Origin of the sequence: Nocardia shimofusensis NBRC 100134 (assembly GCF_001613125.1) — a bacterium.
GTDB classification, from domain to species: Bacteria; Actinomycetota; Actinomycetes; order Mycobacteriales; family Mycobacteriaceae; genus Nocardia; species Nocardia shimofusensis.
Map to the genome: position 1 here is coordinate 60,626 of NZ_BDBT01000006.1, position 23,558 is coordinate 84,183.

Consider the following 23,558-nt stretch of genomic DNA (forward strand, 5'->3'; position numbering starts at 1 on the left):
ACCCTCGGACTGGTGAAAAACCTGGGGTCGCGAACGAGCGAGCTGGACGAATTCTCCGCCGCGCTGAGCTTCACCCTCGATCCCTTCCAGCGTGAGGCCTGCGCGGCTCTCGAGGACGGGCACGGGGTGCTGGTCTGCGCGCCGACCGGCGCGGGCAAGACCGTGGTCGGCGAGTTCGCGGTGCATCTGGCCTTGGCCGCGGGCGGCAAGTGCTTCTACACCACGCCGATCAAAGCGCTGTCCAATCAGAAGTTCGCCGACCTCACCGCCCGCTACGGCCGCGAGCGCGTCGGCCTGCTCACCGGCGACCAGTCGATCAATCCGGACGCGCCGGTGGTGGTGATGACCACCGAGGTGCTGCGCAACATGCTCTACGCCTCCTCCGATTCGCTGCGCGGGCTGTCGTATGTGGTCATGGACGAGGTGCACTTTTTGGCCGACAGGTTCCGTGGCGCGGTGTGGGAAGAGGTCATCCTGCACCTGTCCGAGGACGTGCGGTTGGTCAGTCTCTCGGCCACGGTCAGCAATGCCGAGGAGTTCGGCGCCTGGATGGGGACGGTGCGCGGCGACACCACCGTGGTGGTGGACGAGACCAGGCCGGTGCCGCTGTGGCAGCACGTCATGGTCGGGCGGCGCATGTTCGATCTGTTCGACACCGACTCGAGTGCGCAGAAGGTGATCGTCGACGAGGAACTGGTCCGCTACATCAAGCATCGCGAGGTCGCGGACCGGGCGGAGAGCTGGGGCGGCGGGCCGCGCGGCCGCGGCGGCCCCCGGCGCAACTTCCGCCCGCTGCCGCGCCCCGAGGTGCTGGCCAAGCTGGACGAGGAAGGGCTGCTGCCCGCGATCACCTTCATCTTCAGCCGCGCGGGCTGCGACGGCGCGCTGGCTCAGTGCCTGCGGTCGCGGCTGGATCTGAGCAGGCCCGCCGACGCCGACGAGATCGACGCGGTGATCGAGAAGCACACCGGCGACCTGCCCAAGGGTGATCTCGAGGTGCTCGGTTACTGGGAGTGGCGCGAGGCGCTGCACCGCGGCCTGGCCGCCCACCACGCGGGCATGCTGCCCGCGTTCCGGCACACCGTCGAGGAACTGTTCGTGCGCGGCCTGGTCCGCGCCGTGTTCGCCACCGAGACCCTCGCCCTGGGCATCAACATGCCCGCCCGGACCGTGGTGCTCGAGCGGCTGGTGAAGTTCAACGGCGAATCGCACGCCGAACTGACCCCGGGTGAGTACACCCAGCTGACCGGCCGGGCCGGACGGCGCGGCATCGACGTCGAGGGCCACGCGGTGGTGCTCTGGCAACCCGAGGTCGACACCAGCGCCGTGGCCGGTCTGGCGTCCACCCGCACCTATCCGCTGCGCAGTTCCTTCAAGCCCGGCTACAACATGTCGATCAATCTGATCGACCGGATGGGCGCGGCGGAGGCGCGGGCGCTGCTCGAGCGGTCCTTCGCGCAGTTCCAGGCCGACCGCTCGGTCGTCGGGCTGGTGCGCGGCATCGAACGCAACGAAGGACAGTTGCGGGGTCTGCGCGATCAGCTCGGCGGGGCCGAAGGCGGGTTCCTGGAGTACATCGCGCTGCGTGAGCGGATCAAGCAGCGCGAGCGCCAGTTGCTCCAGCAGAGCCGGGCCGACCGCCGGGGGCAGGCGGTGCAGGCGCTGACCTCGCTGCGTCGCGGCGATGTGGTGGCGATCCAGTCCGGCCGCCGGATGGGCCTGGCAGTGGTGTTGGAACCCGATGCCACGCCCAATGACCCACGTCCGCTGGTGCTCACCGAGGACAAGTGGGCGGGCAGGGTCTCGGTGCACGACTTCCCGGTGCCCGCCGAGACGCTCGGGCACATGCGGTTGCCGCGCCGGGTCGATCACCGCACTGCCCGCACCCGCCGCGACCTCGCCTCGGCTTTGCGCAGCACCGGCATCAGCGCGCCGGGGCACGCGCGCAGAGGCAAGCGCTCCGAGGCCGCCGAGGATCGTGAACTCGACACGCTGCGGCGCACCCTGCGGGCGCATCCGGCGCACAAGCGTCCGGATCGCGAACAGATGAGCCGCGTCGGCGAACGCTACAACCGGATCCTGCGCGAGACCGAGAGCATGCGCCAGAAGGTTGCCGCCACCACGAACTCGCTGGCGCGCACCTTCGACCGCATCCTCGGCCTGCTCGAGGAACGCGGGTTCGTGCACGAGGGCGAGGTCACCGCCGACGGGCGCAGGCTCGCGCGCATCTACGCCGAGAGCGATCTGGTGGTGGCCGAATGCCTGCGCCGTGGCGTGTGGCGCGGACTCGGTCCGGCCGAGCTGGCCGCGGTGGTGTCGATCCTGGTCTACGAATCCAGGCAGGAAGGCGGCTATCTCGGTCCGGCGGGTCCGACGCAGCCGATCAAGCGGGCCGTCGGCGCGACCGTCGACATCTGGGGCGAGCTGCGCAGCGACGAGGCCAGGCACAAACTGCCGCCCACCAGGGAGCCGGATCTCGGATTCATCACCGGCGTCCACCTCTGGGCACGCGGAGACGGATTGGCCGAGGCGTTGCTGGCGGGCGGCGACCAGGGCACGCCGCTGTCGGCGGGCGATTTCGTCCGCTGGTGCAGGCAGGTGATCGACCTGCTCGACCAGATCCACAACACCGCCGACGACACCGAAGTGGCTTCCACGGCGGCCAAGGCGGTGCGCGCGATCAGGCGGGGTGTCGTGGCGGTGGACGCCGCGTAGTGGATTCGTCTGTGATTTGATTTCTTTCGCGTACCGACTGTGGCGGAGCTGTCGTGCTGTACGACCAGACGCTGTCGGGGGGCTACCGTATGAGTAACGATGCGAGTGGAGGCAACCAATGAGCGGCCCGTTTGGACCGAACGAAGCGGGGGAGGGACGCAACGATCCCACCCAGGTGTGGGGTGGCCAGCAGCCGCCCGGCGCCGCGGGCCCGACCCAGCAGTGGGGTGGGCAGACGCCGCAGCCCGCCCAGCCGACCCCGCAGTGGGCCGACCCGAATCAAGCTCAGCAGCAATGGGGCCAGACGCCGGGGCAACCGCAGCAGCCGTGGGGCCAGACCGGCGGTCAGCCGCAGCAGCCGTGGGGCCAGACGCCCGGTCAGTCGCACCCGCAGCAGCAGTGGACCCCGCCCGGTCAGCCGCAGCAGCAGCCCTGGGGACCGACGCCCGGTCAGGCGCAGCCCCAGCAGCAGTGGACCCCGCCCGGTCAGCAGCCGCCGCGCTCCGGTGGCAAAACCGGCCTGATCATCGGCTTGGCCGTGGTCGGCGTGCTCGTTCTCGGCGGCATCGTCACGCTGGTGCTGTTGCTCACCGCCACCGACAAGCTGGACCAGAATGCCGTGCAGAACGGCGTCTCGTCGGTGCTGAAGGATTCCTACGGCATCACCGACGTCGCCGACGTCTCCTGCCCCGCGGATCAGAAGGTGGAGATCGACAACACCTTCCAGTGCACGCTGAAGGTCAACGGCGAGGACAAGAAGGTCAATATCAAGGTCACCAAGGAGGACGGCACCTACGAGGTCGGCCGCCCCAGCTAGTGATTTCCCGGCCGGTCGATCGGTGACCCTCGCCCGGTCCGATATGGGGGTGGGACGAGCCCGCGCGAAACATCGCGCGGGCTCGCTTGTTTCCGGACCGGCCGCGGTCCTCCCGTCGCGATGCCCCCACCCGGCCTCCGAGGCGCGCTGCTCACGATGGCCGCGCACCCGGTTCGTGGCTGCGGGACCGTGCGTCCGGATCTGATGCGCGGCCAGGCAGGTAGGCCCGCGAAGCTCAGCCGCGTGGCGCCGCCAGAGCTTTGACGAGCCGCTGGACGGGGCTCTCGGCGTTGTAGGCCGTGGCCAGGGCCAGCAGCCGGTCGAGGTCGGCGGGTTCGGCGGGCAGGTTGTCGGGGCGCGACAGTGCGATCTCCGCGTCGCGGACCACGCGCACCACCGGCGCCGCCGCGTCCAGATAGTCCGATGCCGCAGTCAGTTTCGCGCGCGCGGCGGGTGCGAGGTCGGCCGCGGGGTCGGCGAGCGCCGCGCGCAGAGCCTCCAGTGAGCCGAAGCGCGAGATGAGCGTCGCCGCGGACTTCTCGCCGATGCCCGCCACGCCGGGCAGGCCGTCGGAGGCGTCACCGCGCAGCGTCGCGAGATCGGCGTAGGCCTGACCGGCATTCTCCTGTGGCACATGGTATTTGGCGGCGACCTCGGCGGGGCCGAACAGCTCGGCCTTGGCCAGGCCGCGACCGGCGTAGAACACCCGGACCGGCGGGGCGGGTTCGTCGCGGACCAGTTGCAGCAGATCACGGTCGCCGCTGACGACCACCACCTCGTCGTCGCGCTCGCGGTGCGCCAGGGTGCCCAGCACGTCGTCGGCCTCCAGACCGATCGCGCCGCCGGTGGCGATGCCCGCCGCGGCCAGCACCTCGAGGATCATCTCGACCTGTGGGGTGAGCCGATCGGGCACCTCCTCGGCGTCGGGCGGTCCCTCGGCGGCCACCCGATGCGCTTTGTAGGAGGGCACCAGCTCCACCCGGAACCGGGGCCGCCAGTCCAGGTCGAGGGCGACCACCAGTCTGCTCGGGCCGAAGCGGGTGATCAGCGAGGCCACCATGTCGGTGAAACCGCGCACCGCGTTCACCGAGCGGCCGTCCTCGGCGGTGAGCTTGTCGGGGATGGCATAGAAGGCGCGGAACCAGAGACTGGCGCCGTCGAGCAACAGCAGCGGGCCACCAGGAATCGCAGCAGAAGTCACCCGCCAGAGGCTACCGCCCGCGACCGACGATTCCGCCCCGTGACGTGCTCGTCGCTCGGCGCGGTCCCGCGCTGCGGGTAGGGTCGTCTGGTATGAGTTCGCACACGCATGCCAGGTTCGCGGCGGATGTCTACGGAGAGCGGCTCGAGCGCGCGGTGGCCGCGATGCGCACCGCCAGCCTCGACGCACTGCTCATCACTCCCGGACCGGATCTGCGCTACCTCATCGGTTCGGCGGCCCAGTCCTTCGAACGGCTGACCTGCCTGGTCATCACTTCCGACGGTGCGACGCCGTCCGTCGTGGTGCCGAAACTGGAACTGCCCGGTCTGGCCGATTCGGCCGCGGGCGAACTCGGGCTGCGCATCCTGGACTGGGTCGACGGGGTCGATCCGTACCAGATCGTGAAATCCAGTCTGCACGCCGGATCGCGGGTCGCCGTCGCCGATGCCATGCCCGCGCTGCATCTCGTCCCGCTGGCGGCCGCGTTCACCGGGCTTCCGACCTCCGCGACGCCGGTGCTGCGCGAACTGCGAATGATCAAGGACGAGGCCGAGATCGAGGCGCTGCGCCGCGCGGGCGCCGCGATCGACCGGGTGCACGCCCGGATGGGCGAATTCCTGCAGGCCGGGCGCACCGAGGCCGAGGTCGGCGCGGACATCGAGGCGGCGCTGATCGAGGAAGGTCATCTCGGGGCCGAGTTCGTCATCGTGGGCAGCGGACCGCACGGCGCCGACCCGCACCACGGGGTCTCGGACCGGCGAGTCGAGCGTGGTGACGTGGTGGTCGTCGACATCGGCGGCCCCGTCGAACCCGGCTACTTCTCCGACTGCACCCGCACCTATTCCCTCGGCGAGCCGTCGCCGGAGATCGCCGGCCGCCTGGCCGAACTCGAGCGGGCTCAGGCCGCCGCCGTCGCCGCCGTGCGCCCCGGCGTGACCGCCGAATCGGTGGACGCCGCAGCGCGCGACCTGCTGACCGAGGCCGGCGTCGGCGACGCATTCGTGCACCGCACCGGGCACGGCATCGGTCTGTCCGTGCACGAGGAGCCCTACATCGTCGCGGGGAACACGCTCCCATTGCGCCCCGGCATGGCGTTCAGCATCGAGCCGGGCATCTACTTCGGCGGCTCGTGGGGCGCGCGCATCGAGGACATCGTCATCGTCACCGAGGACGGCTGCGAGTCGGTGAACAACCGCCCGCACGGGCTCACGGTCCTGTGAGTCGCACCGGCCTGTGAGGGGCCGTTCGACGGCCGATTCGGGCGTTCCCCGGAGAGTACCCCTGCGGGGATCGCGCGCGGGTGGAAGTCGGCCGATGCCCGGGAGCCGGGATGTCCGGCGGTGGAGCCGGATCAGCGCAGGGTGCTCGAGGAGAGCACCTTGCCCACCTGGATGGCGATCACCACGCGGGTCGGATTCTCTCGGGGCTGCCGGTAGCGCCCGGCGTAGCGGCGAACCGCCTCGGCGACGCTGTCCGGGTCGTCGAGCACGACGGCCGGGCCTTCCAGCGTGAGCCAGCGCGGGCCGTCGACCTGGCTGACCGCCGCGTACCCGGAGCGGCGCACATTGCGCACCTTCACCGAACCGTCGTTGGTGATGATGCGGGCGATGCCTGCCTCGGCGTCCCAGGTGAATCCCACGGCGACCACGTGGGGGGTGCCGTCGGCGCGCAGCGTGGTGAGGGTGGCCAGGTGCCGTTCGGTGGTGAAATCGATGGCGGCGGGCGTCAACTGCGCGGTAGTGGTCGGCATCCGTCGACGGTAGCCGATGCTGTGCGGGCGACCGCGTGACGCCCGCATCGCGCCGTCCCGGCGGGATGACAGACTGGGCCGCATGGGATCGGGAGAGATCGACGCCGGCGCGGTGCTGCTGCTCGGCGGACGCAGTGAGATGGGTGTGCGGGTCGCGCAGCGGCTGGCGCCCGGCCGGACGGTGATCCTGGCGGCTCGGCGCAGCGGTGAACTCGCCGCCGAGTCCGCCGCGGTGCTCGAGGCGGGAGCTGCCGCCGTGCACACCGTCGAATTCGACGCCGACGACACCGCGAGTCACCAGGCACTGCTGGAGAAGATCGCCGCCGAGCACGGACCGCTCGGCGTGGTGGTGCTCGCCTTCGGCCTCCTCGGCGACCAGGCGCGCGCCGAACAGGACCCGGCACACGCGATCGCGATCGTGCACACCGACTACGTGGCTCAGCTGAGCGTGCTGACCACCGTCGCGAATCTCCTTCGCGCCCAGGGCAGCGGCCGCATCGTCGTGTTCAGTTCGGTGGCGGGCGCTCGTGTCCGGCGCGCGAACTACGTCTACGGCTCCGCCAAAGCCGGCCTGGACGGATTCGCCTGCGGCCTCGGCGACGCGCTGCACGGCAGCGGCGTGCGGCTGCTGCTGGTGCGTCCCGGCTTCGTCATCGGCCGGATGACCGAGGGGATGGACCCCGCCCCGCTGTCGAGCACCCCCGACCAGGTCGCCGACGCAGTCGTGCGCGGCCTGCGCCGACGCTCGGAGGTGGTGTGGGTGCCGTGGGCGTTGCAGCCGATGTTCTTCGTCATGCGTTTGCTGCCCCGGTTCGTCTGGCGCCGGATGCCACGGTGAGCCCGGACGCACCGATGAGTGCCGCGTCCGGCTCGGGCGCCGGCGGGGGGCGCGTGGGTGGGCTGCGCATGACTGTGGGTCGCGATGATTCGGGTCGCGCTGAGGCGGGTCGCGCTGACGCGGGTCGCACTGAGGCGGGACCCACTGAGGCGGGTCGCACCGCCGCGGGACCCACTGAGGCGGGTCGCACCGCCGCCGGACGCACTGGCGCGGGTCGCACCGACGCGGGACCCGCTGACGCGGGTCGCACCGCCGCCGGACGCACTGAGGCGGGTCGCACCGCCGCCGGACGCACTGAGGCGGGTCGCACCGACGCGGGACCCACTGGCGCGGGACGCACCGCCGCCGGACGAACTGCTGAGGGGCGTCCTGGAGAGGGACGCACTGTCGAGAACCGCACCGGCACCATCGACAGCGGTGGCCGGCGCGGGGACGTGGCCGGTGCGGGCCGCCCGAGTGCCGCCGGATCGAGGGTGACCGGCACGAGTGAGGATCGGGCGGCACGCTGGCCGGGTTCGCCGATCGCCGTCGTCGGCATCGGTGCGGACGGGTGGCCGGGACTCGGCGCAGGCGCGTGCTCGGCGATCGAGGGCGCCGACCTGGTGTTCGGCTCCGCCAGGCAGTTGGAGCTGCTGCCCGCGCGGGTCGGCGGTGAGCGCCGGTCGTGGCCGTCGCCGCTGCTTCCCGCGCTGCGCGACATCCTGCTCGAGCACGCCGACCGGCGGGTGTGCGTGCTGGCCAGCGGCGACCCGATGTTCTACGGCATCGGCGTGACGCTGGCGCGGATGTTCGGCCCGGCCGCGCTGCGGGTGCTGCCGCAACCGTCCTCGGCCTCGCTGGCCTGTGCCCGCTTGGGCTGGGCGCTGGCCGACACCCCGGTGGTCAGCGTGGTCGGCCGACCGCTGGCGGGCGTGCTGCCCGAGCTGACCGACGGCCGCCGCATCCTGGTACTCAGCGCGGACGAGACGACCCCCGTGGGACTGGCACAGCTGTTGTGCGCCAATGGTTTCGGCGACTCACGCCTCACCGTGTTGGAGCAGCTGGGCGGCCCGGCCGAACGAATCGGCACGGCGACGGCCGAGCGCCTGGCAGCTACGACCGGTGATCCGGTCGAATCGGACTCCTCCCGTGTCGATCCCGGCGACCGTGCCCCGAGCGCCGCGATCGGCACCGGCCGCGACGAGCCGTCCCGGGCCGACCAGGCCGGCGTGGTCCGGCATGGACCTGGCCGGCATCGTGCCGACCGAAAGGAAGGTGAGCCCCTCGGCTCCGCCCGGTACAGCGGCGAGCCGCGTCGTGTGGAGCGACGCATCCCGTCGGACATCGGGCGGCCGAGTGGCGAGATGATCAGCGCTGCCGCGGATGGTCCCGACCCGAGCGGCATCGCCCCGCGCCCCACCGGCGCGGGCTCCATCGACCCCGGTTCCATCGACCCGCTGAACATCGTCGCGATCGACACCGTGGCGAGTCCGGACGCCGCCCGGCGCACCCGCGTGCCCGGTCTGCCGGACGAGAGTTTCGGCGGCGACGGTCAGCTCACCAAGGCCGAGGTTCGGGCCCTGACGCTGTCGGCACTCGCGCCCGCGCCCGGCGAATTGCTGTGGGACATCGGCGGAGGGTCGGGCAGTATCGCCATCGAATGGTGCCGCACGCACCCCTCCTGCCGTGCGATCGGTTTCGAGCGCCTGGAACGCAGGCGGGCCGGAATCGCGGCGAATGCCGAAGCGCTCGGCGTGCCGCAGGTGACGGTGCGCGGTGAAGCCATGGCCGAACTCGCCGCCGATTCCGACGGGACGCCGGATGCGATATTCGTCGGCGGGGGCCTCACCCAGGAGGGACTGCTGGATTCCTGTATGGATCGGCTGCGTCCGGGCGGCCGGTTGGTCGCGAATGCGGTCACCGCCGAGACCGAGGCGCTGCTGGTGCGCTCGGCGGGCGAGCACGGGGGGCGATTGCGCAAATTCCAGATCTACCGCGCCGAACCCTTGGGTGGATTCACCGCGTGGCGTCCGCACTTGCCTGTGGCGCAATGGGTATGGACGAAATCCGGGTGACGCAACCGGGGTGAAACACCGGCGCTTCGGCGGTAGGGTCGAGCGCGTGATCCGATCGTTATCGGAAAATCGAACTCTGGGAGAACAATGAAGTACAAGAAGTTCGCCGCCACCGCGGTGATGGCCGTCGCCGCGATGGGCGTCGCCTCCGGCACCACCTACGCCGATCCGGCCACCCCGCCCGCCGTCACCGAAGAGGCGCCGCTGGCCGCCGAGGGCGCCGAGAAGGGTGTCGACTACTCCGCGGTCATCGCCGACGCGGGCCGCTCCATCGTCACCACCGTCACCGGTGGCGCGTTCACCCTCGATGCCGACGGCTCGGCGGTGACGCTGAAGAACGACGCGGGCGAGGAGGTCACCCGTATCCCGCTGACCGCGCGTCAGGCCACCGACGGCACCGAGGTACAGCTCGTCGCCGCGGTCGACGAGTCCGGCAGCAAGCTGACGCTGACCCCGCAGGGTGAGGCCATCGCCGTGCAGGACATCAACGCCCAGCAGTGGTTCTTCGCCGAGTTGCAGCGCGCCTCGCTCGGCGCGGCCGTCGGCGCCGTCATCGGCGGTCTGATCGGCCTGTTCGGTTTCGTCGTCGGTGTGATCCCGGGTGCGGCCATCGGCGCCGTCATCGGCCTGCTCGTCGCGGGCGGTCCCGCGCTGCTCGATTCCGGCAGCGCCTACTTCAGCGGCCAGTGAGACACGTCCACCGGGTGACGGGCCACGGGGAGACGGGTCACTGAGAGTACTGATACTCGGCGGCACCGGCGAAGCCAGGGAGTTGGCCCGAATCGCGTCCGGCGAGCGAGGATTCGACATCGTCTCCTCGCTCGCCGGACGCGTGCGCGACCCTCGGTTGCCCGAGGGGGAGGTCCGCATCGGCGGGTTCGGCGGCGCTGAGGGGCTGCGGACATGGCTGTCGGACAATGCGATCGACCGCGTCGTCGACGCCACCCATCCCTTCGCCGCCACCATCGGCGCCAACGCCTCGCGCGCGGCCACTGCCGCGGCCGTGCCGCTGTTGCGCCTGCTGCGTCCCGCCTGGACCGCCGCTCCCGGTGATCACTGGATCCCGGTCCCCGACCTCGACGCGGCCGCCCGAATCGTCGGCGCGGGCTTTTCGCGGGTATTCCTGACCATCGGCCGTCAGGGTGTCGGCGCTTTCGCCGGACTGACCGAGCCCTGGTTCCTGATCCGCGCCATCGACCCGCCCACCGCGTCCGTTCCGCCCCGCCACCAGCTGCTGCTCGCGCGCGGCCCGTTCTCCGTGGCCGACGAGATCGCGCTGCTGTCGCGCCATGCCATCGATGTCCTGGTGACCAAGAACAGCGGCGGCGATCAGACCGAGGCGAAACTCGACGCCGCCAGGGAACTGGGCATCCCGGTCGTCATGATCGACCGGCCGCCGGTATCTGCTTCGACAGCGGTGGTCGGAAGTGCCGACGAAGCGTGGACATGGCTGTCGTCGGATATCGCGGTCTGACGCCTGCCCGAACCGTCTCGGCGCCGACGATCGAAATCGGCGGCGCGAGCGGTCGCCCTGTGGAGAGCGGCCACGTCCCGCGCGGGGCTCAGTGGCCCAGAATCTCGGGGAGCCGGTCGAACCAGGCGAGCACCGCGCGTTCGTAGCCGACACCGAATTCGAGGGTCGCGCGCTGGTGCGCGGGCATGTCCTTGTCCTCGTCGGCGAGGTAGCGGGCCAGGCGGTCCCGGTGGATCTCGCGGTTGGCGGCGATGATGACGGCCAGGCGCTCGGGGGTGATGTGCTCGCCGAAGTGCATGCTCAGCAGCAGCGGGACGCGGATGGTCTCGGCGCCCGGGTCGCGCACGACCCACTCCAGGAATGCCTCGCGGCCGGCGTCGGTCAGGTGGTAGGGCGTGCGGTCGCGGGCACCGGCCTCGCCTTTCTCGACCAGACCGTGGGCGGCCATGGCGGCCAGTTCGCGGTAGACCTGGCTCTGGGTGATGGTCCAGAAGTCGCCGATCCGGTCCTGGGCGAGGGTGACCAGATCCCAGCCGGACATCGGCCCTTCGTGTAGGAAGCCCAGCAGCGAGGCCGCCGTGGAGTTCAGCGACTTGCGTGCGGTCGCGGTTTCGGGCACAGCTCACTCCCTTCGGTCAGAACTCGATCCGATATTCCATAGTGGAATATTACCGGATCGGGGAAGGGGCCTCGGCGGAGCTGTAGCGGCGCGAGGTGTAGACGCGGGTGCCGTGATCGGTTTCCACCACCGCCGTGGTCGTCGCGCCGATGATCAGCAGCGTGCGCATGTCGACCTCGGCCGGGTCCAGTTCGGCCAGCCGCACCACCCGAACGCTCTCGGTCGGTCCGCCGACATCGCGGCCGAGCACCACCGGGGTGTCCGGTGCGCGATGCTCGAGCAGCAGATCCCGCATGGCGCCGACCTGCCAGGTGCGCTGCGAGGAGGCCGGGTTGTAGATCGCGATCGCCATGTCGGCCGCCGCGACCGCGGCGAGCCTGCGCGCCACGACCTCCCAGGGCTTGAGCCGATCCGACAGCGAGATCATCGCGTAGTCGTGGCCGAGCGGCGCGCCGACCCGGCTGGCCACCGCGTTCGCGGCGGTCAGGCCGGGCAGCACCCGCACCGGCACCGCCCGCCACCGCGGGTCCGCCGATTCTTCCAGCACCGCCGCGGCCATCGCGAAGACGCCCGGATCGCCGGAGGACACCACCGCGACCTTCGCCCCGCGCAGCGCGAGGTCCAGCGCCATCGCCGCGCGCTCGGATTCGACCCGATTGTCGCTGGCGTGCCTGCGCTGGCCGGGCCGCACCGGCACCCGATCGATGTAGGTCGTGTAGCCGACGAGATCTGTTGCCTCGGCAAGAGCTTCGCGCACCTCGGGTGTTGTCCAGTCCCGGCTGCCGGGGCCCAGGCCGACCACGACCACTTCGCCGGTCGCCGTCGTCGTTTGCGGCTCCGCCTGCGCAGCCGTGGACTGCGCGCCCTCGGTTCGAGCACCTGCTGCGGCCGGGCCGGGTTGCTCCGCGCGAACGGATCGGACCCGGGGCAGCGGGGTGGTCGGGCGGGGTCCGGGGACCAGGGTGATGGAGAAGTAGGGCACGTCGGCGTCGTCGACTTCGGCCGCGGTGAGCACGCGCTCGCGGGTGCTGCTGGCGCGCTCGATGTAGTAGGCATCGTCGAGCCGGCCTGCGTCGGCGAGGGCCTGGCGCACGCCGGGGTAGGTACGGCCGAGTTTCATGATGGCCGCGGCGTCGGTATCGCGCAGACGGCGGGTAAGTTCCTCGGTGGGCATCGTGCCGGGCAGCACGGTGAGGACCTGTTCACCTTCGACCAGCGGGGTGCCCAGCGCCGCGGAGGCCGCGCTGACCGAGGTGATGCCGGGGATGATCTCGGCGTCGAACCGGTCGGCGAGGCGGCGGTGCATGTGCATGTAGGAGCTGTAGAACAGCGGGTCGCCCGCGGCCAGCAGGGCGACCGAGCGGCCCGCGCTCAGGTGGGCGGCGAGGCGTTCGGCGGCCTCGGCGTAGAACTCGTCGATCGCGCCCTGGTAGCCGCCGGGGTGGTCGGTGGTCTCGGTGGTCACCGGGTAGACCAGGTGTTCCTCGAGCTGTCCCGGACGCATGTACGGCGCGGCGATCCCGCGCGAGATGCTGCGCCCGTGCCGTGCGCTGTGGAAGGCGATGACATCGGCCTCGGTGATGATCCGTGCTGCCTTGACCGTCACCAGTTCGGGATCGCCCGGACCGAGCCCGACGCCCCACAACTTGCCCGCGGCAACCACTTCGCTGCTCATTCTTGTTCGCTCGCAATCGCATTCAGTGCCGAGGCGGTGATGGCGCTGCCGCCGCGCCTGCCGCGTACGGTCAGATATTCGACGCCGCCGTATTCGATGAGCGCCTGCTTGGACTCCGCCGCCCCCACGAATCCGACCGGGATGCCCAGCACCGCCGCCGGGCGGGGTGCGCCCGCGTCGAGCATGTCGAGCAGGTGGAACAGCGCGGTCGGGGCGTTGCCGATGGCGACGACCGCGCCGTCGAGCCGGTCGCGCCACAGCTCCAGCGCCGCCGCCGAACGGGTGTTGCCGATCGAGGCGGCCAGTTCCGGCACGCGCGGGTCGCGCAGCAGGCAGACGACCTCGTTGTCGGCGGGCAGACGCTTGCGGGTGACGCCGGAGGCAACCATGTTCGCGTCGCACAGAATCGGCGCGCCGTCGCGCAATGCCGCTCGCGCGGCCGCGATCACGCCAGGGGAGAAGGCGATGTCGCCGGCCAGGTCGACCTGCCCACAGCCGTGGATCATCCGCACCACCACCTGCGCGACATCCGCCGGGAAACCGCTCAGATCGGCCTCGGCGCGGATGGTCGCGAACGAGCGCCGATAGATCTCGGCCCCGTCGGTGAGGTAGCTGGCACGCAGGTCGGACATGCGTTCCACCCTAACGGGCGCCCTCGGCCGGTCCGGGCACGGCTCGAGTGTGCGGGCGCCGCAGCGGCAATCGGCGGGCAGCGCCAGTTGTGGGCGGTTCCGTCCAGGCCGGTGGCCGGTATCCGCCGTGCGCGGGGTCCGATCTCCCACGGCCGGTCGACCACGCCCATGTCGGCTCGGAAATAGCACGGTCGAAACGAGATTCGTCGGCCCGCCGTGGCGGCGGCGGTGAACAGCCGCGAGTTCCCGGGCCCTCGGCGAGCGTCATCGTTGTTGGTACGGGCTTACCAATTGGATGGTACGTTGGTATCAACAAGTCGAGGGGAGGCCGCCACATGGCCGGTATCGGACGGTTCAGGAACGACGCGGCGCTGGAGCGGTACATGCGCGCCTACGAGGCATTGGCGGCGTCGTGGTCGGTGCCGACGCAGACGGTCGACGTGCCGACCTCGTTCGGGCCGACGCATGTGCACCGGTGGGGGAGCGGTTCGCGGACGCCGATCGTGCTGCTGCATCCGATCGGCGGCAGCGGTCTGTACTGGCGCGATGTCGCCGCGCAGTTCGGGAGCGACCGGGTTGTCTACGCCCCGGACACCATCGGGACCGCCGGACGCAGCGTGCAGACCGCACCGTTGCGGCGGGAGGCGGATTTCGCGGTCTGGCTCGACGAGGTGCTCGACGGGCTCGGCGTCGAGCGTGCCCATGTGGTCGGCTATTCGCACGGCGCCTGGCATGCCGGCGCGGTCGCGCTGCACGATGCGAGCAGGCTGGACAGTGTCACGTTGATCGAACCCGGTGGGGTGTTCGTTAAACCGTCGTGGCGGGTGCTGGTGAAGATGCTGTCCTTCGGGATGCGGGGCAAGTCCGACGAGAACATGCGCCGGATCGCGGAGTGGCTGACGCCCGGGGTGAGGCTCGACGATCTCGAAACGGCCTATGCCAAAGAGGCGTTGAGCTATCGCATGAAGATCGGCTGGGCGCGGCTGCTGACCGACGAGGAGATCCGGTCGATCACCGTCGCGACGTTGGTGATCTTCGGAGCCGAGACGATCGTGGCCGATCCCGAGGCCGCAGTGCGCCGGCTGGCCGAACACTTCCCGGAAGCCGAGACCGAGATCTATCCCGAAGTGGGACACGGCATTCTGAACCAGATCCCCGAGCAGGTGACGCGTCGGGTGCTGGAGTTCGTCCAGCGCCACGACCGGCTCATGTCGTCGCCGGAGTGAACCCGTCGGTGCGTGAATTCACCTGTTCGTTCGGCGTGCGGGACTCCGCTGCCATGCTGCCGAGCAGACTCAGCGCCTGCGCGGTGTCCGAGCCCGGCTCGGCGTGGTGGACGACCAGCGTCTGGCCGGGTGCGCCGTTCACGGCAAAGGTCTCGTAGGCGAGGGTGAGTTCGCCGACGAGCGGGTTCGTTTGCCGTCATGACGAACAACATCGCAGGCAGGGTGGCCGTGGTCACCGGAGCATCCAGTGGAATCGGCGCGGCGACAGCGCGCAGACTGGCCGTCGACGGCGCGAAGGTGGCGTTGCTCGGTCGGCGCAAGGATCGGCTCGAGCTCTTGGCCGAGAGCATCGGGGGCGACACGCTGGCCGTGGTCGCCGACGTCACCGACCAGCGGTCGGTGACCGACGCGGCGACGACGGTGCGCGCCGCGTTCGGTCAGATCGACCTCGTCGTCGCGAACGCGGGTGTCATGCTCGGCGCGCCCTTCGAACTCGCCCATACCGACGAGTGGGATCAGATGGTGGCCACCAATGTCACCGGATTGCTCTACACCGCAAGGGCCTTCATCGACGATCTGCTCGCGACGGCGAATGATCGCGCGCCGGCCGACCTGGTGCTGGTCGGCTCGATCGCCGGACACGGAGTGTTCCCCAACTACAGCGTCTATACCGCGACCAAAGCCGCGGTCGCCCACCTGACCCGGAACCTGCGGTCCGAATTCGGGCCGCGCGGTGTGCGGGTGAAGAACGTCGAACCCGGCTTCGTCACTACCGAACTCGGCGACGGCATGAGCGACGCCGAGCAGTTGGCCGGGCTCGCCGAGATGCGGGCGGGGCTGGAACCACTTGTCGCCGACGACATCGCCGACGCCATCGCCTACGCGGTCGGCGTGCCGGGCCGGGTGAATGTCGCCGAGCTGATCGTCGTTCCGACACCGCAGGGCTGAGGCGCGCCTGCGCGCACCGGATCGGCCGGTGCGCGTGGGACCGGCAGGCGGGCGCACTCGACCGGCTCTGCCGGGGGCCGTATTCCGCGCGCCGTCGATCTGGCGCGAGAGCGAGCCGGGCGCCCGTCGCATCGCTCACCCGTGGGTCTCACCGGTGAGCACGGTCAGTAGACGGTGATGCGCAACGCGCGCATCTTCGCGTAGAGCGTGGTTCGCGAAATGCCGAGGGCCTGGGCGGTCTTGACCTTGTTGCCCTCGAATGTGCGCAGGGCCTCGACGATGACGTCACGTTCCGCGCGGTCGATGGGCGCCAGTTTCCGGATCGGCTGCTGCGTGCGGTAGGCCTCGGGTAGGTCGTTGAGCACGACGGCGCCGGTGCGCCGGTGCCGGATGACCTCGGTGATGACCGCGCGTAGTTCGCGGAGGTTACCGGGCCAGTTGTGGGCCGACAGTGCCGTCAGGGCGCCGGGAGTGAAGTGCAGCGAGCTGTCGGCGCCCGCGTCGCGCAGCATGGCGGCGACCAGGGCCGGGATCTCGCCCCGGCGGTTGCTCAGCGGCGCGAGTTCGATCCGGTCGGTGCATTCCGCGGCCAGCGCGGCGGCGCGGCCGGTGAGGGTTTCCACGGCGCCGGTGACCAGCACGACCCGCGGCATCTGCCGGTCGGCGACGTGGGTGGCGACGAGATCGATCAGGTTGTCCGACAACAGGTCCAGTCCGTCGATGCAGACCGTGCCCTGCCGGGCGCGTACCAGGGCGGCGAAGTCGCGGGCCCACGCGTCGCTGCCGTCGAGCAAGGCGCTGGCGGCGGTCAGGACGGTGACCGGTTGCTCGGTGGCGTGTTCTCGCGCGGTGTGCGAACGCCCTGATCCCGGTGGGCCTGCCACCAGCAGCGGATCGCCGGGCTCGAGCGCCGCGCGGGAGTAGACGATGCTCGCCTGTTCCTTCGGTTCGACGTTGAGCAGGGTGCCCCCGGCCGGGCCGCCGACGCGTGTGGCTTCGACGCGCACGGCCAGCCCGGATTCCAGCGTCAGGTCGATGACCGAGCTACGGCGCACATCCGCCGCCATCATGCGCAGCAACGCGAAGTCGGTGGCGCCGAGCAGATCGGCCGCGGCTTGGTTGGACATGAGCAGGTCACGGCCGATGGCCAGCACCGCGCGGCGGCGGGTGCCCGCGGCTTGGAACGCGGCGAGCAGTTCCTTGTCCGAAGTGCGGGAACCGTCGAGCAGACGCTGCTCGATGTCGGCGACCGCGCGGGCGACCAGTGGCGGCAGCAGGGGGCTGGCCTCCTGGACCACTGCCGACAGGTCCAGCACGCCCTCGATCCGGCGGGTCGTGGGGTGGAAGATCGGGTGGCCGTAGCAGCTCAGGCGCCGCAGCGGAACGGCGAAGTGCTCGTCGCCGTTGACGGCGATGCTGGTGCGGGTCTCCAGGACCACGCCCGGCGCGGTGGTGCCGACCACCTCTTCGAGCAGGGAAGCGCCGACATCGACGCCGAGGTTGTCGAACGCCTCGCGGGCACCGCGGTTACCGCACCATCGGTGCGCGACGCGGCCTTCCCGGTCGACGACCAGGGTGGTGAAGTCGGTGCCCTCGAGTCGCTGGTTGAGGTCGTCGAGCACCACCGCGGCCGCGGCCATGAGCGGGCTGGCGTCGTCGATATCGGTGTAGGTGATGGTGTCCAGCGCGGAGCCGGGTTCGAGACCGGCCATCGTCGCCCGGTGCCAGGACGCGGCGATCGGTTCTCGTCTGGCCTCACTCCTGACCGGATTCACCACCGCGCTCACTCCGTTTCCATCGACTTGCCCGGGTCAACCGTAGCAACCGTGACCGGGGTCACGATTGTTCAACTTCTGAACAGTGGAAAGAGCCCGGCCTTGCGACTGTGGTTCCCGTCACGCCAGACGCGGCGCATCGACGAGGATCAGGAGAACCCGCCATGAAGACCAAGGCTGCGGTCGTCTATCAGCCCGGCAAACCGATCGAGATCGAAGAGCTCGAACTCGACAAGCCTCGCGAAGGAGAGGTGCTGATCAGGTACCTCTACGGCGGGCTGTGCCACTCCGATGTCCATATCGCCCACGGTGACCTCGAAGCGCGGCTGCCGATGGTGCTCGGGCACGAGGGCGCGGGCATCATCGAAGAGGTCGGGCCCGGCGTGACCCGGGTGGCGCCCGGTGACCACGTGGTGTGCTCGTTCATTCCGAACTGCGGCACCTGTCGCTATTGCTCCAACGGCCAGCAGTCGATCTGCGATATGGGCGCCACCATCCTCGAGGGCTATCTGCCCGGTGGCCGCTTCCCGCTGCGGGGACCGGCCGGTGAGTACGGGGCGATGTGCATGCTGGGCACGTTCAGCCAGTACGGGGTGATCCACCAGAACTCCTGTGTGAAGGTCGACGATGATCTGCCGCTGGACAAGGCGGTGCTGGTGGGCTGCGGTGTGCCCAGCGGTTGGGGATCGGCGGTCAACACCGCCGAGGTCAAGCCCGGTGACGTCGTGGTCGTGTTCGGTATCGGCGGGCTCGGCATCAACGCGGTGCAAGGCGCGCGTTTCGCCGGCGCGCGGTATGTCGTCGCGGTCGACCCGCTGCACAACAAACGCGAGCGAGCCCTCGAACTCGGCGCCACGCACGCCTTCGCCGACGCCGGTGCGGCACTGGTCGCGATCAACGACCTGACCCGCGGACAGGGCGCGGACGCGGCCATCCTGATCCCGGACCTGGTGACAGCCGAGATCGTGCGCGCCGGTTTCGATGCTGTCGGCAAGGGCGGCAAGGTCGTGCTGACCGGGCTCAACAAGCTCGACGAGATCAACATCCAGCTGCCGGGATCGATCATGACGCTGTTCCGGAAAGAGCTGCGCGGCAGCCTCTTCGGCGACTGCAACCCGACCGTGGACATCCCCAGAATCCTCGGTCTCTATCAGAGCGGTGATCTGAAGCTCGACGAACTCATCACCCGCACCTACAGCCTCGAACAGGTCAATCAGGGCTACGACGACCTGCTCAACGGCCAGAACATCCGTGGCGTGCTCGTGCACGACCACTCCTGATACGGAGGAAACACGATGACCGAAGTACTCGAGCCCACCACGACCCCGGTGCTGCCGCAGGTCCGTGACTGGCTGTCGACCCCGAAGAAGCTGTTCATCGGCGGCCGCTGGGTCGAAGCGGCCTCCGGCCGCACGTTCCAGACCCGCGATCCCGCCACCGGGCAGGTGCTGACCGAGGTCGCCCACGCCGAAGCCGTCGATGTCGACCGCGCCGTGCGCGCGGCACGGACGGCGTTCGAGGGTGAGTGGGCGCTGTGGACACCGGCGCAGCGCCAGCGTCTGCTGTTCCGCGCGGGCGAGGCGATCTACGCCCATGCCGAGGAACTGGCACAGCTGGAATCGCTCGACAACGGCAAGTCCGCCGCTGTCGCCCAGGCGGTCGACATGACCTGGGTCGCCGAGCTGTTCGAGTACTACGCCGGATGGGCCACCAAGATCGAGGGCCGCACCATCCCGGTGTCGGTGCCGTGGGCTCCGGGCACCCAGTGGCACGCCTACACCCTGCGTGAGCCGGTCGGCGTGTGCGGGGCGATCATCCCGTGGAACTTCCCGCTGTTGATGGCCGCGTTCAAGGTTCCGGTGGCCCTGGCGACCGGCAACACCGTCGTGCTCAAACCCGCCGAGGACACCCCGCTCACCGCGCTGCGCCTGGCCGAGATCCTGGCCGAGGTCGGCCTGCCCGACGGCGTGTTCAACGTCGTCACCGGCTACGGCGACGCCGGTGCCGCGCTGGCCGCCCACGACGATGTCGACAAGATCGCCTTCACCGGCTCCACCGAGGTGGGCAAGCTCATCGTCGACGCCGCCAAGGGCAACCTGAAGAAGGTCAGCCTCGAGCTCGGCGGCAAGAGCCCGCAGATCGTCTTCGCCGACGCCGACCTGGATCTCGCGATCCCCGGCACGGCCTCGGGGTTCCTGTTCAACCACGGCCAGGCCTGTACCAGCGGCACCCGGCTGCTGGTGGAGGACAAGATCTTCGAGGAGTTCACCCAGGGCGTCGCCGAGGTCGCCGCGGCCAGCAGGATCGGCTCGGGTCTGGACCCGGCCACCGACATCGGCCCGCTGGTGTCGCAGACCCAGCTCGACCGGGTCATGGGTTATGTCGACGCCGGGTTGCGCTCAGGCGCGCGGGCGCTGACCGGCGGCCGCCGCCACGGCGACAGCGGCTACTTCGTCGAACCGACGGTGTTCGTCGACGTCGAGACCTCGTTCAGCGTGTACCGCGAGGAGATCTTCGGCCCGGTGGTGGTGGCGACCCCGTTCAACGCCGAACAAGGCGTCGCCGCGGCCGCCAACGACACCCCCTACGGGCTGGCGGCCTCGGTGTGGACCAGCGATGTGTCGAAGGCTCATCGCACCGCACGCCAGATCAAGGCGGGCACGGTGTGGATCAACGCGCACAACGCCTTCGACGCCGCTCTGCCCTTCGGCGGTTACAAGCAGTCCGGCTGGGGCCGCGAGCTGGGCGCCGCGGCGATCGATGCCTACACCGAGCAGAAGTCGATCAACACCTTCCTCGCCTGATCCCGGGCTCCGGCGCCGACCCGTAGTGTCGGTGCCGGAGCCGCCCCACCCGACTCGCTTCGTCTCGGAGAACGCCATGACCACGATGACCCCTTCCGCCCAGGCCTCCTACGCCCGGGGTGACACGACCATCCCCCTGCTCGAAGAGACCATCGGGACCTGCTTCGAACGCACCGTCGCCACCTACGGCGACCGGGAAGCGCTCGTCGAGGTCGCGACCGGCCGGCGCTGGACGTGGAACCAGCTCGACGAGGCGGTCGACCTCGTGGCCCGCGGGCTACTGGCCGTCGGCATCACCCGAGGCGACCGAGTCGGCATCTGGGCGCCCAACTGCGCCGAATGGACGATCATCCAGTTCGCCACCGCCGAGATCGGTGCTGTCCTGGTCAATATCAATCCCGCCTACCGAACCCACGAATACGTCTATGCCGCCGAACAGTCCGGACTCCGTCTGCTGCTCGCCACGACCAGCTTCAAAGGCAGCGACTACCGCGCGATGATCGAACAGTCCCGGCCCCGGACACCGATGCTCGAGCATGTGGTCTTCATCGACACCGGCGACTGGGACGATCTCGTCGCCGCCGGCGCCGCCATCACGCCACGGACCCTCGCCGAACACGCCGCGATCCTCACGCCGGACGACCCGATCAACATCCAATACACCTCGGGCACCACCGGTTTCCCGAAAGGCGCCACGCTCAGCCACCGCAACATCCTCAACAACGGCTACTTCACCGGCGAGACCCTCGCCTTCACGTGTGAGGATCGCGTGTGCATCCCGGTGCCGTTCTACCACTGCTTCGGCATGGTCATGGGCAACCTCGGCTGCGTCACCCACGGCACGACGATGGTGATCCCGGCACCCGGATTCGACCCGGAGCTCACCCTTCGCGCGGTCCAGGACGAACGGTGCACCGCGGTCTACGGCGTGCCCACCATGTTCATCGCCATGCTGGGCGTCGCCGACTTCGACACCTACGACCTGTCCTCGCTGCGCACCGGCATCATGGCCGGCTCGCCCTGCCCGGTCGAGGTCATGAAGCGCTGTGTCGACGACATGAACCTGACCGAGATCTCGATCTGCTACGGCATGACCGAGACCAGCCCGGTCTCCACCCAGACCCACATCGATGACGACCTCGACCGGCGCACCGCCACGATCGGCACCGTGCACCCCCATGTCGAGATCAAGATCATCGACCCGGACTCGGGCGCCACCGTCGAGCGCGGTGTCCCGGGCGAGTTCTGCACCCGTGGCTATTCGGTGATGCTCGGATACTGGAACGACCCCGCCAAGACGGCCGAGGCCATCGACGCCGACGGGTGGATGCACACCGGCGATCTCGCGGTGATGCGCGAGGACGGGTACTGCGTGATCGTCGGCCGGATCAAAGACATGGTGATCCGCGGTGGCGAGAACATCTATCCCCGCGAGATCGAGGAGTTCCTCTACACCCACCCCGACATCGACGATGTCCAGGTCGTCGGGGTGCCCGACCGCAGGTACGGCGAGGAACTGTGCGCGTGGATCCGGTTGCGCCCCGACGCGGGCGGCCTCGACGCGGACGCTCTGCGCGAGTTCTCGGCAGGCAAGCTGGCCCACTACAAGGTGCCGCGGTACGTCCTGATCGTCGACGAATTCCCGATGACGGTGACGGGCAAGATACGCAAAGTCCAGATGCGAGAGGAATCCATCCGCAGACTCGGCCTCGGCTGATCAGGCCCTGGTCAGGCCGGCGGCTCGTCGACGCGGTATCCGCCGGGGCTCGCCGTCACCTCGACGACCGGCCCTCGGGGGCGACCACAGTGCCGATCGCATCCGGACCAGTGCTGGCGGCCCACGACCGTCAGCTCCCGGGCGGACAGCGAGAAACCCGGGGTGGTCGTGCCCGCGCCGCCGGGCAGGACCCGGCCCGCATCGATCGCGGCGGCGACATCGGCCCGCACATCGGTATGGGACTTCGCGCAGCCGGGGCGGCCCGCGCACGCGCTGACCAGCAGCCACGGGGATTCGGCGTCGAAGACCAGGCCCATCGGGGCGAGGACGCGCACGACCTGCTCGGCGGTCCATTCGTCGAGATCGGCGAGTACGACGCCGCGCCACGGGGTGAGGATGACGGGGCGTTCCACCGCGGCCAGGAATTCGGCGGTCCGTGCGGGCATCGAGCCGAGCGGGACGCCCGCGCCCAGCGCCACGGCTCCGTCGTCCTGGGGCAGCCAGCCGATCGGGGACTCCGGGGCGGCGCCGGTGGCGAGCGGGTCGGCGGTGGGGGACAGGCCGAGCAGGTCGATCAGTCGTGGTGTGCCGTCGGGGATTTCGTGCAGCCGCCACTGACCGGAGCTCAGCTCGAGGAAGCCGTGGGCGGCGGCGAGCATGACCTCGACCGTGTCGGCGGGGGCGAGCCGGATGCCGGTGTCGGCGCCGGCGAGCAACAGGGCGAATTCTTCGCCGGTCGCCTGCACGCCGATGTCGGGACCGAGCCCGCTGACATCGCCGCGCCCGTCGTCGGCGGTGAACAGCACCCGGCCGGGCAGGTCCGCGAGCCGGGGATCGGCCTGGATCCGGGCGTCGAGGGCGGGGGCGAGCGGACGCACGTCGGCCAGGCCGCCGACCCGGCCCGACAGCGGCGAGGCGAGGATGTTGCGGACCCGCTCGTGGGTGCGGCTGGGCAGCAGTCCCACGGCCTCGAGGCGTGCGGTCAGTTCGCCCGCGTCCCGCACCCGGCGCAGTTGCGCGTTGCCGCGGGAGGTCAGTTCGATCGCGCCGTCGCCCAGGTCGGTCGCGGCCTCGGCCAGCGCGCGCAGCTGATCCGGGGACAGGACGCCGCCGGGCACCCGTACGCGCGCCAGCGGACCGTCGGCGGCCTGATGCAGGCGCAGCACGCCGGGGCAGGAATCGGGAGTTGTTCGCGTCATGACATGCCCAGGGTACGGGCAGTGACGTCCGCGAAGGAGACAGTGACCTCCGCCGAGCAGGCAGCGACATCCCCGAGGTGGGGCAACGCGACGACCTCCCGTATCGGCCGAGCA

Annotated in this window: 19 protein-coding genes and 1 pseudogene; 12 read left to right on the plus strand and 8 right to left on the minus strand. The window is 70.4% G+C overall.

Annotation, left to right across the window (positions count from 1 at the left end):
• Positions 1 to 12: 12 nt before the first annotated feature.
• A complete protein-coding gene (locus NS3_RS08560) occupies positions 13 to 2,715 on the plus strand; it encodes a DEAD/DEAH box helicase (RefSeq protein WP_245649521.1) in 2,703 nt (900 codons plus the stop codon).
• A gap of 118 nt (positions 2,716 to 2,833) precedes the next feature.
• Positions 2,834 to 3,532 carry a DUF4333 domain-containing protein gene (locus NS3_RS08565; RefSeq protein WP_067856394.1) on the plus strand — a complete coding sequence of 233 codons (699 nt, stop codon included), beginning with the start codon at positions 2,834 to 2,836 and terminating at the stop codon, positions 3,530 to 3,532.
• Positions 3,533 to 3,767: 235 nt separating this feature from the next.
• On the opposite strand, the gene NS3_RS08570 is transcribed toward NS3_RS08565, so the two are convergent.
• Entirely contained in the window at positions 3,768 to 4,733 is a 966-nt protein-coding gene (locus NS3_RS08570) for a 5'-3' exonuclease (RefSeq protein WP_067856396.1), read from the minus strand.
• A gap of 92 nt (positions 4,734 to 4,825) precedes the next feature.
• On the opposite strand from NS3_RS08570, the gene NS3_RS08575 reads away from it, so the two are divergent.
• The gene (locus NS3_RS08575) at positions 4,826 to 5,953 is read left to right on the plus strand and encodes a M24 family metallopeptidase (RefSeq protein WP_067856400.1); all 1,128 of its coding nucleotides are present in this window, start codon (positions 4,826 to 4,828) and stop codon (positions 5,951 to 5,953) included.
• Between the two features lie 131 nt (positions 5,954 to 6,084).
• Here the strand turns inward: NS3_RS08575 and NS3_RS08580 are convergent, their stop codons facing one another.
• On the minus strand, positions 6,085 to 6,483 hold the full coding sequence (locus NS3_RS08580) for a PPOX class F420-dependent oxidoreductase (RefSeq protein ID WP_067856403.1): 399 nt from the start codon (positions 6,481 to 6,483) through the stop codon (positions 6,085 to 6,087).
• Positions 6,484 to 6,565: 82 nt separating this feature from the next.
• On the opposite strand from NS3_RS08580, the gene dprE2 reads away from it, so the two are divergent.
• From dprE2 to NS3_RS08605, 4 genes are all read left to right on the plus strand, one after another.
• Positions 6,566 to 7,321, plus strand: a complete 756-nt coding sequence (dprE2, locus tag NS3_RS08585; protein WP_067856406.1) for a decaprenylphospho-beta-D-erythro-pentofuranosid-2-ulose 2-reductase — start codon at positions 6,566 to 6,568, stop codon at positions 7,319 to 7,321.
• 473 nt (positions 7,322 to 7,794) lie between these two features.
• The gene (gene cbiE / locus NS3_RS29965; RefSeq protein ID WP_157101240.1) at positions 7,795 to 9,375 is read left to right on the plus strand and encodes a precorrin-6y C5,15-methyltransferase (decarboxylating) subunit CbiE; all 1,581 of its coding nucleotides are present in this window, start codon (positions 7,795 to 7,797) and stop codon (positions 9,373 to 9,375) included.
• Positions 9,376 to 9,462: 87 nt separating this feature from the next.
• Positions 9,463 to 10,065: a DUF8020 domain-containing protein gene (locus NS3_RS08600; protein WP_067856409.1), complete on the plus strand. Its 603-nt coding sequence runs from the start codon at positions 9,463 to 9,465 to the stop codon at positions 10,063 to 10,065.
• A 40-nt stretch (positions 10,066 to 10,105) separates the two neighbouring features.
• On the plus strand, positions 10,106 to 10,849 hold the full coding sequence (locus NS3_RS08605) for a cobalt-precorrin-6A reductase (protein WP_067856864.1): 744 nt from the start codon (positions 10,106 to 10,108) through the stop codon (positions 10,847 to 10,849).
• An 88-nt stretch (positions 10,850 to 10,937) separates the two neighbouring features.
• Here the strand turns inward: NS3_RS08605 and NS3_RS08610 are convergent, their stop codons facing one another.
• From NS3_RS08610 to NS3_RS08620, 3 genes are read right to left on the minus strand one after another with little or no spacing between them, the layout of a single operon-like run.
• Positions 10,938 to 11,468, minus strand: a complete 531-nt coding sequence (locus NS3_RS08610; protein ID WP_067856412.1) for a PadR family transcriptional regulator — start codon at positions 11,466 to 11,468, stop codon at positions 10,938 to 10,940.
• Positions 11,469 to 11,517: 49 nt separating this feature from the next.
• Positions 11,518 to 13,143, minus strand: coding sequence for a precorrin-2 C(20)-methyltransferase (locus tag NS3_RS08615; RefSeq protein ID WP_067856415.1), 1,626 nt, complete (start codon positions 13,141 to 13,143; stop codon positions 11,518 to 11,520).
• The gene (locus NS3_RS08620; RefSeq protein ID WP_067856866.1) at positions 13,140 to 13,775 is read right to left on the minus strand and encodes a precorrin-8X methylmutase; all 636 of its coding nucleotides are present in this window, start codon (positions 13,773 to 13,775) and stop codon (positions 13,140 to 13,142) included. The genes NS3_RS08615 and NS3_RS08620 overlap by 4 nt, the downstream gene beginning before the upstream one ends.
• A 335-nt stretch (positions 13,776 to 14,110) precedes the next feature.
• Between NS3_RS08620 and NS3_RS08625 the strand changes: the two genes are divergently transcribed.
• Entirely contained in the window at positions 14,111 to 15,001 is an 891-nt protein-coding gene (locus tag NS3_RS08625) for an alpha/beta fold hydrolase (protein ID WP_067856417.1), read from the plus strand.
• On the opposite strand, the pseudogene NS3_RS29480 reads toward NS3_RS08625, so the two are convergent.
• Positions 14,982 to 15,179: pseudogene (locus NS3_RS29480) on the minus strand (MmyB family transcriptional regulator); the annotation flags it as partial. The gene NS3_RS08625 and the pseudogene NS3_RS29480 overlap by 20 nt on opposite strands.
• A 20-nt stretch (positions 15,180 to 15,199) precedes the next feature.
• Between NS3_RS29480 and NS3_RS08630 the strand changes: the two are divergent.
• A complete protein-coding gene (locus NS3_RS08630) occupies positions 15,200 to 15,949 on the plus strand; it encodes an SDR family oxidoreductase (RefSeq protein ID WP_067856420.1) in 750 nt (249 codons plus the stop codon).
• A 164-nt stretch (positions 15,950 to 16,113) separates the two neighbouring features.
• Here the strand turns inward: NS3_RS08630 and NS3_RS08635 are convergent, their stop codons facing one another.
• Positions 16,114 to 17,736 carry a sigma-54-dependent Fis family transcriptional regulator gene (locus NS3_RS08635; protein WP_245649523.1) on the minus strand — a complete coding sequence of 541 codons (1,623 nt, stop codon included), beginning with the start codon at positions 17,734 to 17,736 and terminating at the stop codon, positions 16,114 to 16,116.
• A 152-nt stretch (positions 17,737 to 17,888) separates the two neighbouring features.
• On the opposite strand from NS3_RS08635, the gene NS3_RS08640 reads away from it, so the two are divergent.
• From NS3_RS08640 to NS3_RS08650, 3 genes are all read left to right on the plus strand, one after another.
• On the plus strand, positions 17,889 to 19,004 hold the full coding sequence (locus tag NS3_RS08640; protein WP_067856424.1) for an NDMA-dependent alcohol dehydrogenase: 1,116 nt from the start codon (positions 17,889 to 17,891) through the stop codon (positions 19,002 to 19,004).
• A gap of 15 nt (positions 19,005 to 19,019) precedes the next feature.
• Positions 19,020 to 20,528, plus strand: coding sequence for an aldehyde dehydrogenase family protein (locus tag NS3_RS08645; RefSeq protein WP_067856427.1), 1,509 nt, complete (start codon positions 19,020 to 19,022; stop codon positions 20,526 to 20,528).
• A 76-nt stretch (positions 20,529 to 20,604) separates the two neighbouring features.
• On the plus strand, positions 20,605 to 22,245 hold the full coding sequence (locus tag NS3_RS08650) for an AMP-binding protein (protein WP_281205180.1): 1,641 nt from the start codon (positions 20,605 to 20,607) through the stop codon (positions 22,243 to 22,245).
• A gap of 11 nt (positions 22,246 to 22,256) precedes the next feature.
• Here the strand turns inward: NS3_RS08650 and cobG are convergent, their stop codons facing one another.
• Positions 22,257 to 23,444 carry a precorrin-3B synthase gene (gene cobG, locus NS3_RS08655; RefSeq protein ID WP_067856430.1) on the minus strand — a complete coding sequence of 396 codons (1,188 nt, stop codon included), beginning with the start codon at positions 23,442 to 23,444 and terminating at the stop codon, positions 22,257 to 22,259.
• Between the last annotated feature and the right edge of the window lie 114 nt (positions 23,445 to 23,558).